The following is a 14,720-nucleotide window of genomic DNA, read 5'->3' on the forward strand; positions in this document are numbered from 1 at the left end:
GTATAAATCAATTTTATCAGGCTGCATAAAAAATTCAATTTTATTCTTGTTATATTTAAAAGTGTATCAAATTGGTCAATTCATAATAATATTCATTAAAAATGAAGATATTCTCTAGACGCGACTTTGGGATGACCCTTGGAAAAGGCATCACTGCTACCACATTATTAGGTAGCACTAGTCTTGCTTGCGCTAATATAACTAAGGCCCAAAATAAAAAATTAGGTATCGCCTTGGTAGGTCTTGGTAGTTACAGCACCTATCAATTGGCTCCATCCCTACAGGATACCGAGCATTGCTATTTGGCAGGAATCGTTACCGGAACCAAGGAAAAGGAAAAAATATGGCAGGACAAATATGGTATTCCTAAGGAGAATATTTATAACTATGAAAATTTCGATTCCATTGCGAAAAACGATTCTATTGATATTGTATATGTAGTATTGCCAAACAGTATGCATGCGGATTTTAGTATTAGGGCCGCCAAAGCTGGTAAACATGTTATATGTGAAAAGCCAATGGCCGTTAGCGTAGAGGAGTGCGATGCCATAATCGATGCTTGTAACAAAGCCGGAGTAAAACTTTCTGTTGGCTACCGTATGCAGTCCGATCCCTATACGAAGGAGGTAAAGAAATACGTGGCCGAAAAAACATTTGGAGATGTTCATTTTGTTTCTTCGGATTCAGGATACATATCCGAGAGGCAACCCTGACCAATGGCGTTTAAATATAGATTTATCCGGTGGTGGGGCATTGATGAATATGGGGGTCTATTCTATTCAGACTAGTATTTATGGATGTGGAGCCAATCCTAGTTCGGTGTCCGCCCAAGAATTTAGTACTATGCGCGAATATTTTAAGGAAACGGATGAAACCATCACGGCCCAATTTGAATTTCCAAATGGAGCAATCGCCCATATGATGACTTCCCATAATGCAAATGGAAATAGGTTGAAATCGCATTGTAGCAATGGTTGGTTCGAGTTAGACCCTGCACATACTTATGAATCCATAAGTGGAAGAACTTCCAATGGCAATGTCATAAGTTTTCCCCATCAAAGGCAACAGGCCCTGCAGATGGATGATTTTGCCAAACATATTTTAATGGGTACTCCTAATGTGGCTCCAGGGGAAATGGGTAAAAGAGACATGATTATTGTAGAGGCCATTTATAGATCCATCGCAGAAGGTGGTAAAAAACAACTTTTGGATTTGGGGAATATGGGCATTGTCAGTTAGAAATTCTCAAAAACCCCTAATCCAAAGAGGGCAAAATCATATTTCACGGGGTCTACTGAATCTAATCTTCGTAAGCTTTTATCCAATTCTTCGAGAGCTTTTGCATCGTTTTGCTTACGTTTCAACAATTTTAGTTTCCTTGCGACATTTCCGAGTGTACGTCTAAGGGGCATGATAATTTCGATGATGGGATGTCCTTCCACAAGCCAAAGTCGACTTGGTTTTTCGCATCGCGTACCATCCATCGCAAGAACATGTTAATCCGTTTTGCAGCGGAGCCCTTTAAGGGGTCGGAAACATGTTTGGCCGTACGTTGTTGAAAGGGAAGTTCAAAAAAGACTTTTTTGAAAGTTGATATTGTGGGCTGGAGGCTTGTCTTACGTTGGTTTTGTGTAAAAACACCTTCGAGGCCCCCATAATTTTCATAAATATTCTTTAGGCTCTTGATAAAATAAATTAGGTCAGTGCTATTAAATGTCCTGTGAACAAAGCCTTTCAAGGTCTCTAAATGCGGGATGGAATGGTTAACTACAAAATCATGGGGGTCATTATCCATCATTAACATCATTTTATTCGCATTGTTGATGATGCTTTTTCTATTTCCCCAAGCAATGGTCGCCGTTAAAAAGCCACTAATCTCTATATCTTCTTTTTTGCTAAATAAATGTGGTATCTGAATAGGATCAGATTCCAAAAATGTTGGATTGTTGTATTCAATCACCTTTTGGTCCAAAAATTCCTTTAGTTCTTTTTTGTTCATTCAATCGGAATATCTAATATCTTGAACATAAAAATAGGATCGGCAAGTATCAGGTTGTAAAGTGCATGTAGCAAAATGGAAAAGATAAGCCCAAACTTTACCCTAGTAAATCCCAATAATATACCAGCTGCAAGTTGTGGCGCCACCAAAATAGGGGAGAGTATTATATTTTGAAGGTTTAGTTCATAATTGGTAATATGCATAAAACCAAACCCCAACGTCAATAAATAAAATATAAATGGGAATAGTTTTGAATGCTTGAACCAAATCATGGGTCCCCTAAACAATAATTCTTCCATTACAGGAGCCCCTATTACTGCGAATAATAAAAGATAGATGGCTGGATAATTTTCTAGAAAATCGTCCATGGCATGTTTGCCTAAATCTAGATTAAATAATGTTTCTATCAGCCCAATTAATATGCTCAAGACCACACTGGCAGAAATAGCGAGTACTGCCAACTTGAGGATAAACTTTAATTTCTCCCCAGCGGTAAAGGAATCCTCTTCTTTGTACAGCGGTTTATTCAAAAACTGGATAATCTCCTCTAACATTGTTTTGTTTTAGGAAAGAATAACCTCCTTGTCAACAATTTTGCCATCTACCATGGTCAATTTTCTATCGGCCATTTCTGCCAAATCCTCATTATGGGTAACGATCACAAAGGTTTGCCCAAATTTTTCCCTCAGTTCAAAAAACAAATTGTGAAGGTTGTCAGCACTTTCAGAGTCGAGGTTACCACTTGGCTCATCGGCGAAGATGATGGAAGGATTGTTGATCAATGCTCGGCCACGGCGACTCTTTGCTGTTCTCCCCGTGAAAGTTCCGAAGGTTTATGGTCATATCTATGGTATAGTCCCAAAAAGTCCAATAATTCCTTGGCCCTATTTTCCGCTTCTACTTTAGGTGTCTTTTTGATGAAGGCCGGAAGGCATACATTTTCCACAGCTGTAAACTCGGGTAAAAGTTGATGGAATTGAAAGATAAAACCGATATGCTCGTTTCTGAATTTGGCCAGTTCCTTATCTGATAATCGGGTGGTATCCGTGCCATTAACGATTAAAGTTCCCTCATTGGTGTTCGTAAGAACGTCTAACGTTCCTAAAATCTGTAAGAGTGTCGTTTTTCCCGCACCGGAAGCTCCTACAATGGATACGATTTCACCCTGTTTGATGTGCAGGTCAACGCCTTTTAGTACTTCCAATTCCCCATAATATTTATGGATGTTTGTGGCTTTAATCATATTATGGTTTCTTGAGGCAGTGAAATTAAAGAATGGGTTTCAGATAAAAAAATTCCTCTCCAGTAACAATTATAACCGAATCTCATGGAATATGCGCTGTATTGCTTATTTCGTATGAATATTTATAATTTAACGATATATTGGCTATCAATGATGTTACATTGAATATTTTTGTTCAATATTTTATTTATTTACTTAAACATAATAAATGTCTCCATACAGAAATTTAGAAGAATATAATATGGATATTACCGATGAGATTAAAGAAAAATTCTCGTCGGTCATTGACGAAATAGGGGAGGACAAACATAGGGAAGGTCTTTTGAAAACACCGGAGAGGGCTGCCAAGGCAATGTTGTTCCTAACCCAGGGATACAAACAGGATGCGGAGGAAATCCTAAAGGGAGCTATGTTTAAAGAGGACTATGATGACATGGTCATCATAAAGGACATAGAACTCTATTCTTTGTGTGAGCATCACATGCTACCATTTTTCGGAAAGGCCCATGTAGCCTATATTCCCAATGGGCATATTGTGGGACTCAGTAAAATTCCAAGGATTGTGGACGTATTTGCACGACGTCTGCAGGTACAGGAACGATTGACACATGACATCTTAGAATGCATCAATAATACGTTAAAACCAAAAGGAGTAGCGGTGGTGATTGAAGCATCCCATATGTGCATGATGATGCGAGGAGTCCAAAAGCAAAATTCGGTTACCACGACCTCTGGTTTTAGGGGACAATTTGAGAAAATTGAAACTCGAAACGAGTTCTTAAAATTGATAAGCTCAGATCTTTCATAGATTGTACTTACCAGTGAAATTTGGCATTGTTATTGTCCATTCCAATAGGATGTTTAATTTTATAATATGTCAAAAACAACGGATAAAAAGTATAAGCAGTTATTCTTAGGGCTTCTTTTCGATGCCATTGGAATGCTGTCCTTCGCAATTCCATTTGTGGGTGAATTTTCCGATGTCATCCGGGCACCTTTGTCCGGCTGGTTGATGACCGGAATGTACAAAGGAAAAATAGGTCAGGCGGCCGGAGTGGTAACTTTTATTGAAGAGATTATTCCCGGTTTGGATGTCATACCTACTTTCACCATTATGTGGTTCTACACCTATGTTTTTAAATCGGCCAAAAAACAAAAGACGATAGAAGTATAGTTTCTTCCGAATTTTAAAAGATGTAACTTTAGGAACAAATGAAAGCATCTTGAAAAGAAGAAATTTTGTAAAAAAGGCTGGTGCGGGAGGATTATCCTCCGTAGTGCTGAGCGATATTGTATTTAGGGATTTTATGCCCAAAGAATATGTTCCCTTGGCCTTTCAAGACCCAAACCCTTTTGAAATATTCGATAAAGACCCTGAAATGGTCTTGCTCAATGATAAGCCTTGGAATATGGAGGCCCGTGCACATCTACTGAATGATGCCATTACCCCTAACAAATACATGTTCATACGAAACAATGGTATTATACCTCAGGATATGGACATTGCCACATGGACTTTAACGTTTGACGGGGAGTCTGTGAAGAAGAAGAAAGTATATACGCTCGAAGAGTTAAAATCAAAATTCAAAAACTATACTTACCAATTGACGCTTGAATGTGGCGGTAACGGCAGAAGTGAATTTAACCCACCGGCAAAGGGTAATCAGTGAATCGTTGGAGCCGTTTCCTGTGCTGAATGGACAGGAGTACGATTGCGCGATGTTTTACAGGATGTGGGCATTAAAAACGATGCGGTATATATTGGCTATCATGGTGCGGACTTACACCTATCAAGAAATCCCAACTTGGAATCTATTTCTCGTGGTGCACCCATGACCAAGGCCTTACAAAATGAAACACTCTTGGCATTTAAGATGAATGGGGAGGATATTCCACTAGCTCATGGCTACCCATTAAGATTGGTGGCTGGTGGATGGCCAGCTTCGGTATCGGGTAAGTGGATTAATAGAATTAGTGTTAGAAATAAAATCCATGATGGTGAAAAAATGGGAGGTAGCTCCTATAGGGTTCCCTGTGAAACTGTGGCCCCTGGGGAAGAGGTGCCTGATGAAAATATGTGTATAATTGAGTCCATGCCGGTCAAATCCCTGATAACCTTTCCCAAGTCTCGGAGCCATTACATCTATGGATAAGGCATTTCATATTTCCGGTCATGCCTGGGCCGGAGAATTTGAAGTGCAAAAAATGGAATGTTCCATCGATTTTGGTACTTCGTGGCACACCTGTAATTTAAAGCCTCCCGTAAACCGTTTGGCGTGGCAGCATTTTGACCGATTGGTTAAATTTCCAAAAAAAGGATACTATGAAGTATGGGCAAGGGCCACGGATAGTGAAGGAAATACGCAACCTATGGTATTGCCGGGTTGGAATCCCAAAGGGTATCTCAACAATGCATGTCACAGAATTGCAGTAAAGGTCCTTTAAGTCCAATCTAGTAAATAGCTGATGAAAAAATCGACATACGCCTTTTTAGCTTTTTTGGCCCTAGTGTTCATGATCTTGGGTGTAACCTTTTTGTTTCTGAAGGATTCGAAAAATAGTAGTAGTAAGGATTCCAATTTAACAGAGGTGGAGATTGATAGTTCTGACCAGATTGTAGATGGTATTCACGTAGGTACTGGATTGGTGGAAGCCGAAGGTCTACAAGAAGTGATTACCAATTGTACTACATGTCACTCCTCCAAGTTGATCATTCAGAATCGTATGGATAAGGAACAATGGATTGCCACCATTCGTTGGATGCAGGAAACACAGGGACTCGGGATTTGGGAGAAAATCAAGAAATCATCGTGGATTACCTTACTAAAAATTATCCAACCTTCAAAAAGGGTAGGAGAGCTGCATTAACGGATATTGAGTGGTATCCATTGGAGTCAAATTAAATTCTCATCAAAAATTTTTTGGGAAAGGAATATTATTTTTTACTTCCGATTATCCAAAGGACCGTTCCCGTTCCTGCAAGTCCGGCCCCAGCGCCGAGCATAACGACCCCAAAACCACCACGGGCATCGCCTGAACAATTTCCATTCACACATTCATAGTATAATTCGTCAGCCCCGGCTACCATAATGCCTCCAATAATTGCCAAAGGTACTCCGATATACGTCAAAATTCTTCCGGTTTTTTCCAAGGGATGCCTTCTTCTTTTAAAGGGATATTCCATGTTTAAACGCTCATTGAGAGCACGAAAGTCATTGTCCACTGACATTATAAGACTGAATTCTGTACGATTGGTATTTAAATACTGATACAATTCGAAATTTTCAGAAGCCAAGGTGGTATAATCAACCCCATAGCTATCATCAGGAAATTCCACGTTTTGGAAATTTGAATAATTCAGTACGTTTTCCTGAGCAAAAATGTTGAATGAGATTAAAGAAAAGATAAAAAGAAAGTATCGTTTTGTGAGGTTCATAATTTTTATGGTTAGGTTTAGTTTTTGGCTGTAACGCATAAAAAATAAGAAAAGTCTTTCAAAATTAAATTTGAAAGACTTTTTTTTCTAAGTTTTGATGTCGTAAACTAGAACGGTATACTAACCCCAATATTGAAATTTCTTCCAATATTGGATATGCCATCACTCTTTAACCTTGATAAATGGGAAATGTAATTTTCATTTAATAGATTGTTTGCGCTCAATTTTAATCCAACGGATTGATTACCTATTGAAATAGAAGTACCCAAACCAAGATTTAGGAGATTATAACCCTCGGTGGGTGTTTCAAATGTACTCACCTTATTCTGTCTGAAAAACGAACGAAGTGTAATAAAACCATAGCTATTGGATACTGTTTTGCTCGAGTTGTTAAATTCAAATCTCAAGGTATTGTTCCAATTATTGGCGGGAATTAAAGGGAGGTTGTTTCCGCTATCCAAATCTCCATTCACGATAGAAAAATTACTCTCCAAATGCAGCCAATCCAATGGATGTGGGTGGTAGTGCAAACCTATTTCCCCACCATGGAGTACAGCATTTTGTTGTAGATAAAGAAAAACAGGGTCTCCATCCACAAATTCACCATTCGGTTCCAAATAGATATAATCAGAGATGCTGTTATAAAATCCATTTACATACACTTCCAAATGTTCATTTTTAAATTCAACGGAAACATCGGTTTGTACATTACGCTCATTATCCAAATCGGATTTCCTATTTCGTATCTATTGGCACCTTCATGGGTTCCATTTGAAGTGAGTTCCGCAAGGTTAGGGGCCCTAAAGCCGGAAGCTATGTTTAGACGTCCTGTTAATTGTTTGCTAAAGTCTATTTTATAGCCAGCCGCTAGATTAAAACTGTTAAAGTTTCTGTCCAATTCGGCAATGTAATCAGGGTCGCCTAAAACACCATTTTCATCACTGTTAATGTTCCTAACATCATATCTTATACCCAGTTGTAGGTCACTTTTACTAAAATGGGTATGGGAAGTTGCCAGTATTCCAAAATCATTGGTAGTCGCATCTCGGAATCAACAACTCTTCCCCAAAATTACTGTTGGTTTGGTTCATTCCCTGAACTCCAATGATGGCCTCGTTTGTTCCAAATTTGGGAAGGTTATATTGCAAATTATAACTGAAGGTTTTAAGTTTCATGTCCAATGCCGCCTCTTCACCATGTTCTTCCTCTACCACTGGTTCTTCCTCCTCATCCCCATGATCATGATCTTCAAATTCTTGTCTATTATTTTGTGTGTACCCAAATATGGCCTGCAAGCTGGAGTTCTTAAAATAAAAATTAGATTTAGAACTGATAATATGACTGGTAATATCTTGATAAGGTTCTAATGCTACTCTTTCCCTATTCTGTAATCCAATTTCCTCTCGGAATTCCTAAAACGGAATTATTATAATTATACCGAAGTTCCGTATTGAAATTGGTCAGCTGATAACCTATACCCGTCTTTAAATCGTATTCCTTGAATCGGGAATTGGTCACCCGTTCCCCATTTCCAGTTTTGTAATCTGCATGCGTAGCACCTCCAATTCTTGCCAAGAATTTGAATTTGTCCGAAGAGGTTTTAATTCCCCCGTTACCATTAAACCCAATCGTATTTGAAAAATAATTAAGGTTAACATCACCTTCAGTATTGTTGGAAGATGCAAATCTTTACGGGTTCAGATAAAGAACCCCACCAAGAGCATCCGAACCATATAATAAGGAGGCGGTCCCTTAATTACTTCCACACTTTCAATACCGGCATCACTGATGCCTAGTCCGTGCTCATCTCCAAATTGCTGGTTTTCCAATCGGATTCCTTGCGTATAGGTTAAAACCCTGTTAGAACTGAGCCCCCTGATGACCGGTTTCCCTATACCAACCCCAGTAGAAACACTTTCTACACCGGGAATATTGGTAATACCATCCGATAAATTTATGGCACCTACCGTTTTAAGTTCTTGCACACTGGCGCGCTCCACTTTCATCACATTTTCGCGCTGTAATTTGTGAAAAGGTGTGGAAACGATTACTTCTTCCATTTCTATGGCGCTAGGTACCAAGGAAACGGAATATTCTGTGCCTGGCGAATCAATTTCAATGTTTTCGGACACGGTTTTGAACCCAAGATAGGAGAGAATAATCTTAAAATTTCCTTTGGGTAAATTGGCTATTTCGTAATAACCGTTTATATCAGTTATCGTGCCTTTTTCAAGTTGAGGAAAATAGATGGAAACCTGTTCCAAAGGTTCTCCGCCTTCATTATTGGTTATGGTTCCGGTTAATGTGTTCTGTGAAAATGTATTATTATAAAATAGCATCACAAATAGGATGCAGTAAATATTTCTCATACTGATTAATTTGTTTAAGAGTTTGTAAATGATGTAAACCAATGAAGTTGTTATACAACTGGCGATCCTCTTAGAACAAAATGTAATCGTTGATATTTACTTAAAAAAAAGTAATGGTTTATGACTTTAGTGCCTTTAAAATTGGGTTCTATCAATTCCGGTTCTTCAAGATTGAAACAGAATAAGGATGATAGTTGATATTTATGGAAATCACAATCAAATTCAATTTCGTGTATATGCAGATTTCCTTTCTCTACACAAAGTAGTTCCTTATGTTCATATATTCCGTGGCCAATTTTGATAAAGTAAGGCGTAAAAAGACAGGCTAAAAGTAACATAGCCGTAAATGGGTATAGAATATGGTTCTTCCACCACATATTACAAAGCTAAGCATAGCAGGGTAGAAGCAGCTGTTAATAATTTATTAAATTAATGGAACAAAAAGCCTAGCCCCATTCTTTTGAGCATCTTTTTTTCAAAGGATCAAAAGAATTTGAACTGGCCGAACAACCATCCATAGGCTACCGAAGTATTTGGTAAAACGGAAAAATGAGTAAAATCCGTAAAGTCCAGTATAAAGTTGTAGCCCACCAGGTGTCAGGAAAATTTTCTTGTTGCAGCCCAATTAGGTTTAAAAATGGTTTTGCAACATATACAGAAGAGGAACCGGTGATGGCAAAAACAATGAATATGATAACAAGCTGAAAATTATTCTGTATACCCCAACGGTCCTTTAATTTCTGCATCTAGGTAGATTTGTAGGGCAAATATAACTCCTAAATTCTTGGTAAAAAATGATCGAGTCTTTGGTTATACTTTCTTTGGAAATAGATGAAATAATTATAAAGTTTATAGTTCACTTCATACCCATAATCTATATTCCTTTCATAATTGATTTGCAGTTCATATAATAAAGGACTAAAACGTTGTGGTTGTAAAACCCTTTGGTTCCATTCAATGACCATCAACCTGTTTCTGTTTTCCAAGAAAGACTGTGAATAATAGCCTTCTGGTCGAGCAATGGAATTTAGCCAAGTGTTAAAACCTGGTTCAATGATAATGATTTCATACTCTGTTTCCTCATTGGCAATGGTGATGGTATCTCCTTCTGTTTCATTGAACAGTTCCTTTTCTTGGTCGGAAATGTCAATGGTCTCTTTGGTTCCTACACAGTACACCAATGAAAGGGTAATGGTGAACATCCCTAAAACCTTTAACACCTTGATTAATATCTTCTTATTCATAACAAGAAGATACAAAAAAGCCGTTTGAGTGATCAAACGGCATACGTTAAATAAGGTTAAAATGCATCTATTTTCCAAAAAGACCTCCCAATAGACCGCCTAGTCCGCCTTTCTTTTTACTGGTTCCCATGACCATTCCGGCCACATCGTCCGGAATGCTGCCATCACCATCTGCATCTAACAAAGTGGTAATAAGGCTTTGGTTTTGTTTTGGCTGTCCGCCCAACATGCTACCTAAAAGTGCATTCATCCCTGTAGAATCGTTTACCCTATTTTGTGAAGTTTCCCTTCCCAAATAGCCCATAACGATGGGAGCAGCTATTTTAAGAATTTGGCTTACAGTTCCAGCATCCATGCCGGATTTTTGACTTAACGCGTTCTCTACCTGTGGTTGCTGACCCCCAAAAACATGACCTAGGATTCCGGCTCCATCGTTCATTACGGAATCATCTACACCTCCTTGAAAAAGCCCACCGAGGTTGTCCAAAATACTACCGTCGTGCTTGTTGTTAAGGGCGTTCATTAAACCTTCCGCTCCACTGGGTGATTTCACATTTTTCTTCATTGCTCCCAATAATAGGGGCATGGCCATGCTCAATACATCCGCGGTTTTGCTTTCTCGGTTGGTTGGTCTGCCCGGCGACACCACTTATTACTTGTTTGCCTATAGGGCTATTTAATAAATCTAATAATCCTGCCATTTTAATAGTTAATTTAATGTTCTGACCGTAATGTACGAAAAGAGTTCATAAAATTTGTAATAAAGCACTATTTAAACCGAGAAATTATCTGCTCTGCCAACTCAATTCCTATTCTATCCTGAGCTTCATTGGTGGCCCCACCAATATGAGGTGTCAACGATATTTTTGGATGCATTAAAATCCTGATTTCCGGTCCGGGTTCGGATTCATAAACATCCATTCCCGCAAAGGAAACCTTGTCGCTTTCCAAGGCATCAACAAGTGCTACCTCATCAATAACACCACCTCGGGCAGCGTTGATAATACCTACTCCATCCTTCATTAGTTCAAACTCCTTTCTCCCCAACACGTAATTTTTTTGTGCAGGTACATGAACGGTAATAAAGTCAGACGCTTTAAGCAACTCTTCCTTTTCTGTTTTCTTTAAGTTGAAAGTGACGGATTGCCCATCAAAAAAACTGAGGGTTAAGGAAACCTCTTCCAATAATGGGTCAAAGAAAAGAACTTTCATTCCTGCACCTAGCGCCAATTTTGCCGTGGCCTGACCAATCCTTCCAAACCCTATAATACCCAATGTTTTGCCCGCAAGTTCCTTTCCTTTTCCATAGGATTTCTTTAGTTGCTTGAATTTGCTATCACCTTCCAAGGGCATATTTCTATTGGCATCATAAAGAAATCGGACGCCACCGTACAAATGGGCGAATACCAATTCTGCTACCGACAGGGAGGAAGCCGCGGGAGTATTGATTACATGAATCCCTTTTTTTTGGGCATATTCCACATCAATATTGTCCATGCCCACACCACCACGTCCAATGAGTTTCAGTTCGGGGCAAGCATCGATCAAATCTTTGGTCACCTTTGTGGCACTGCGTACCAAAAGCCCCTTAACGTTATTCTCGTTAATAAAATTACCAAGCTGCTCTTGGGCAACCGTCGTGGTTAGAACCTGAAATCCATTTTTTTCAAGAAGTGAAATACCTTTATCAGATATTCCATCATTCGCCAATATCCTCATTCCTTTATGCTTTCCTTTCCATTTCGCTCATAACATCGACCAAAACACCCACGCTCTCCAATGACAGTGCATTGTACATACTCGCTCTATATCCACCAACGGATCGGTGTCCATTTAGTCCATTTATTCCCGCCTCTTTTAACATGGCATCGAAAGTGTCTTTAAGTCCTTCTTCGGCCGGATTGAACGTTGCATTCATGTTAGAACGGTCATTTTTATTGGCGTAGCCTTCAAATACAGGATTAAGATCAATTTCAGAATATAGTAATTGGGCCTTTTTTTCATTGATTTCCTCAATAGCGGCAATACCTCCCATATTTTTCAACCACTCCAAGGTTAGCATGGAGGTGTACACGGCAAAAACTGGAGGTGTGTTAAACATGCTCTCCTTATCAATATGTATTTGATAATTCAACATAGAGGGTATTTTTCTAGAAACCTTGCCCAAAATATCATCTTTGACTACTACAAGTGTTGTTCCAGCCGGCCCCATGTTTTTTTGTGCCCCGGCATATATCAAATCGAATTTCGAGAAATCGAGGACACGTGAAAAAATATCTGAGCTCATATCACAGACCAGAGGTGCATCTGTTGTTGGAAATTTTTTAAACTGTGTTCCGTAAATGGTATTGTTGGAGGTCAGATGCAGATAATCCAAACCTGATGGAACTGCATATCCTTTCGGTATGTAGTTAAAATTCTCGTCTTTGGAAGAACCTACCTCAACCACTTCCCCAAAAAGCTTGGCCTCTTTTATGGCCTTATCGCTCCATGTACCGGTATTTAAGTAACCCGCTTTTTTTTCTAAAAGATTGTAGGCTACCATTAAAAACTCCATACTGGCTCCACCTTGTAAAAATAGGGCATGATATCCCTTACCTTCAAGATTCAACAATTCAAGAACCAAAGAACGTGCCCGTTCCATGACGGCAACAAAGTCCTTGCTTCGATGGGAGATTTCTAATAATGATAGACCCGAACCATTAAAATCCATAACGGCTTCAGAGGCTTTTAGAAGTACTTCTTTAGGAAGGACACAGGGTCCGCACTAAAATTATGTTTTTGCATTTTTTAATTGATTAAGGGGTTAAAGGTCAGAAATTTCCATTGATTTAGAATACACATAGATCAATTATTGGAGGATGTTTTTAACAAGAATTCAACAGTGTCCACGCCATCGGCATAGTCCCATAGGGTTGGCTTTTGGGAATCGCCAAAAGGAATATGGCCTGCGCCGTCATCGGATGAGACAATGCATTGGATTTTATCTGCATCCTGCATCAATTTTTCCTTTAGATCCTCCTTATCTTCATAGAACTCATAAAACACCGAAGCTATAGGAGAGGCATAGCTTTCATCCTCTTTTAACAAGAGGAAGCCATTATCCAAAAACTTGAACTCGCTCATTAGATACACTGCTTTGTTGTAATCATAGTTATTCGCGTATTTGGTCTCCTCGATGATATCCTTAAATGGGAATATGGCTTTGTAAATGTGATCAAAGTTATACCCTTTGGGTACCATAAGCTTTGAAACACTTCTACAGCCCAGGCCATAATATCTAAAGATATCCTCACCTAGGAGAGTCAGCTCTTCCTTTGTTTCACCACCCTTTAATATGGCAACTGAGTTCCTATTTCTTCGAATGATATTTGGTTTTTTTCCAAAATAATATTCAAAGTAACGCGCAGTATTATTACTTCCTGTGGCAATGACCGCATCGAAATCGGGTAAAATTTCATCAGTAAACTGTACGGTATCCGAAAATGAGGGTTCAATGGATCGTAGATACTCGGCAAGAAATGGCAATAACAATTTGTCATTACTGGATAATTTAACCAGTGCCTTGTTTCCAGTAATCAACACCGATAGAAAATCATGGAAACCTACCAAAGGTATATTGCCTGCCATAATGATGGCTACTGTTAGCGGGGTACATCCTTTTTGTTCATACTTGCCCAGCCAATGGTTTAAATTATCTAAAGAGAGCGTCTTGGACCACTCTTTAAAGGCAAAGGTGATATTTTCTTTGGTAAACCATCCGTTTTGGTTACTCGCACGAAGGACAACTTCATCCAATTTATGAAACCAGTTTTTTTGCTCAACGTCCAATTCAGCATTTCCATTGGCGAAATCGCAATAGTTGCCTAGAAATTCTCCGAGTTTAACAAAAGCTTTTGTAGTTTCTAGTTGTTGTGCCATTATATTTGTATACAAGTTTACTAGGGTTTACTTTTGTGCAAAAATAAGACACTGAATTTAAAAAAGAGCTGAATTTTAATACCCAAAGGTGTTATAAATTTTGGACTCAATATTTATTTAAAAAATAATTATGGCAATAATAATAACAGATGAATGTATAAATTGTGGGGCTTGTGAACCGGAATGTCCAAATACCGCAATTTATGAAGGAGCGGATGAATGGAGATATGGTGATGGGACTTCACTGAAAGGCGATGTCGTTCTACCCAATGGGAAAGCCATAAACGCTGAGGATGCCCAAGAACCGATTAGTGATGAAGTCTATTATATAGCTCCTGATAAATGTACGGAATGTATGGGCTTTCATGAAGAGCCACAATGCGCTGCGGTGTGTCCAGTGGATTGTTGTATCCCTGATGAAGATCATGTAGAATCAGAGGAGACACTCTTGGCAAAACAGGCCTTTATGCATCCCGAGGAATAAGGATTTAAAAAATTAAGTAAAAGC

Annotated in this window: 11 protein-coding genes and 7 pseudogenes; 7 read left to right on the forward strand and 11 right to left on the reverse strand. The window is 38.9% G+C overall.

Annotation, left to right across the window (positions count from 1 at the left end):
• Positions 1–101 precede the first annotated feature (101 nt).
• Both NYZ99_RS08745 and NYZ99_RS08750 read left to right on the forward strand, forming a co-directional pair.
• Positions 102–713 carry a Gfo/Idh/MocA family protein gene (locus NYZ99_RS08745; RefSeq protein WP_260574898.1) on the forward strand — a complete coding sequence of 204 codons (612 nt, stop codon included), beginning with the start codon at positions 102–104 and terminating at the stop codon, positions 711–713.
• On the forward strand, positions 661–1,239 hold the full coding sequence (locus tag NYZ99_RS08750) for a Gfo/Idh/MocA family protein (protein WP_260574899.1): 579 nt from the start codon (positions 661–663) through the stop codon (positions 1,237–1,239). The genes NYZ99_RS08745 and NYZ99_RS08750 overlap by 53 nt, the downstream gene beginning before the upstream one ends.
• Here the strand turns inward: NYZ99_RS08750 and NYZ99_RS08755 are convergent.
• The 3 genes and pseudogenes from NYZ99_RS08755 to NYZ99_RS08765 all read right to left on the reverse strand — a co-directional run bounded on the left by NYZ99_RS08755 (position 1,236) and on the right by NYZ99_RS08765 (position 3,242).
• Positions 1,236–1,999: pseudogene (locus tag NYZ99_RS08755) on the reverse strand (TIGR02757 family protein). The gene NYZ99_RS08750 and the pseudogene NYZ99_RS08755 sit on opposite strands and share 4 nt — an antisense overlap.
• Positions 1,996–2,553 (reverse strand): CPBP family intramembrane glutamic endopeptidase, encoded by a 558-nt coding sequence (locus NYZ99_RS08760; RefSeq protein ID WP_260574900.1) that lies wholly within the window; start codon positions 2,551–2,553, stop codon positions 1,996–1,998. The pseudogene NYZ99_RS08755 and the gene NYZ99_RS08760 overlap by 4 nt, the downstream one beginning before the upstream one ends.
• Positions 2,554–2,562: 9 nt before the next feature.
• Positions 2,563–3,242: pseudogene (locus NYZ99_RS08765) on the reverse strand (ABC transporter ATP-binding protein).
• 208 nt (positions 3,243–3,450) lie between these two features.
• On the opposite strand from NYZ99_RS08765, the gene folE reads away from it, so the two are divergent.
• From folE to NYZ99_RS08785, 4 genes and pseudogenes are all read left to right on the forward strand, one after another.
• On the forward strand, positions 3,451–4,050 hold the full coding sequence (folE, locus tag NYZ99_RS08770) for a GTP cyclohydrolase I FolE (protein ID WP_260574901.1): 600 nt from the start codon (positions 3,451–3,453) through the stop codon (positions 4,048–4,050).
• 66 nt (positions 4,051–4,116) lie between these two features.
• Entirely contained in the window at positions 4,117–4,416 is a 300-nt protein-coding gene (locus NYZ99_RS08775; protein ID WP_260574902.1) for a hypothetical protein, read from the forward strand.
• A gap of 49 nt (positions 4,417–4,465) precedes the next feature.
• A pseudogene (locus NYZ99_RS08780) lies at positions 4,466–5,687 on the forward strand (sulfite oxidase).
• Positions 5,688–5,708: 21 nt separating this feature from the next.
• Entirely contained in the window at positions 5,709–6,110 is a 402-nt protein-coding gene (locus NYZ99_RS08785) for a hypothetical protein (protein ID WP_260574904.1), read from the forward strand.
• Positions 6,111–6,177: 67 nt separating this feature from the next.
• Here the strand turns inward: NYZ99_RS08785 and NYZ99_RS08790 are convergent, their stop codons facing one another.
• The 8 genes and pseudogenes from NYZ99_RS08790 to NYZ99_RS08825 form a co-directional block, all read right to left on the reverse strand.
• Positions 6,178–6,579, reverse strand: coding sequence for a hypothetical protein (locus NYZ99_RS08790; RefSeq protein WP_260574905.1), 402 nt, complete (start codon positions 6,577–6,579; stop codon positions 6,178–6,180).
• A gap of 206 nt (positions 6,580–6,785) precedes the next feature.
• Positions 6,786–9,047 (reverse strand): annotated as a pseudogene (locus tag NYZ99_RS08795) (TonB-dependent receptor).
• A gap of 483 nt (positions 9,048–9,530) precedes the next feature.
• Positions 9,531–9,793 (reverse strand): annotated as a pseudogene (locus NYZ99_RS08800) (DUF6787 family protein).
• A gap of 30 nt (positions 9,794–9,823) precedes the next feature.
• Entirely contained in the window at positions 9,824–10,291 is a 468-nt protein-coding gene (locus NYZ99_RS08805; protein ID WP_260574923.1) for a DUF6146 family protein, read from the reverse strand.
• Positions 10,292–10,358: 67 nt separating this feature from the next.
• Positions 10,359–10,992: pseudogene (locus NYZ99_RS08810) on the reverse strand (DUF937 domain-containing protein).
• 67 nt (positions 10,993–11,059) lie between these two features.
• On the reverse strand, positions 11,060–12,010 hold the full coding sequence (locus tag NYZ99_RS08815) for a D-2-hydroxyacid dehydrogenase (protein ID WP_260574924.1): 951 nt from the start codon (positions 12,008–12,010) through the stop codon (positions 11,060–11,062).
• Positions 12,011–12,014: 4 nt separating this feature from the next.
• Positions 12,015–13,078, reverse strand: a pseudogene (gene serC, locus NYZ99_RS08820) (3-phosphoserine/phosphohydroxythreonine transaminase).
• 60 nt (positions 13,079–13,138) lie between these two features.
• Positions 13,139–14,212, reverse strand: coding sequence for an acyl-CoA reductase (locus tag NYZ99_RS08825; protein WP_260574925.1), 1,074 nt, complete (start codon positions 14,210–14,212; stop codon positions 13,139–13,141).
• A 130-nt stretch (positions 14,213–14,342) separates the two neighbouring features.
• On the opposite strand from NYZ99_RS08825, the gene NYZ99_RS08830 reads away from it, so the two are divergent.
• The gene (locus NYZ99_RS08830) at positions 14,343–14,696 is read left to right on the forward strand and encodes a 4Fe-4S dicluster domain-containing protein (protein ID WP_260574927.1); all 354 of its coding nucleotides are present in this window, start codon (positions 14,343–14,345) and stop codon (positions 14,694–14,696) included.
• The last annotated feature ends 24 nt before the right edge of the window (positions 14,697–14,720 follow it).

Source organism: Maribacter litopenaei (genome assembly GCF_025244665.1).
Taxonomy (GTDB): domain Bacteria; phylum Bacteroidota; class Bacteroidia; order Flavobacteriales; family Flavobacteriaceae; genus Maribacter; species Maribacter litopenaei.

Bases quoted from the DNA above. Each gene is read 5' to 3' on its own strand.
- NYZ99_RS08745 (WP_260574898.1), top strand. From the start codon at position 102: ATGAAGATATTCTCTAGACGCGACTTTGGGATGACCCTTGGAAAAGGC.
- NYZ99_RS08750 (WP_260574899.1), top strand. From the start codon at position 661: ATGTTCATTTTGTTTCTTCGGATTCAGGATACATATCCGAGAGGCAAC.
- NYZ99_RS08760 (WP_260574900.1), bottom strand. From the start codon at position 2,553: ATGTTAGAGGAGATTATCCAGTTTTTGAATAAACCGCTGTACAAAGAA.
- folE (WP_260574901.1), top strand. From the start codon at position 3,451: ATGTCTCCATACAGAAATTTAGAAGAATATAATATGGATATTACCGAT.
- NYZ99_RS08775 (WP_260574902.1), top strand. From the start codon at position 4,117: ATGTCAAAAACAACGGATAAAAAGTATAAGCAGTTATTCTTAGGGCTT.
- NYZ99_RS08785 (WP_260574904.1), top strand. From the start codon at position 5,709: ATGAAAAAATCGACATACGCCTTTTTAGCTTTTTTGGCCCTAGTGTTC.
- NYZ99_RS08805 (WP_260574923.1), bottom strand. From the start codon at position 10,291: ATGAATAAGAAGATATTAATCAAGGTGTTAAAGGTTTTAGGGATGTTC.
- NYZ99_RS08815 (WP_260574924.1), bottom strand. From the start codon at position 12,010: ATGAGGATATTGGCGAATGATGGAATATCTGATAAAGGTATTTCACTT.
- NYZ99_RS08825 (WP_260574925.1), bottom strand. From the start codon at position 14,212: ATGGCACAACAACTAGAAACTACAAAAGCTTTTGTTAAACTCGGAGAA.
- NYZ99_RS08830 (WP_260574927.1), top strand. From the start codon at position 14,343: ATGGCAATAATAATAACAGATGAATGTATAAATTGTGGGGCTTGTGAA.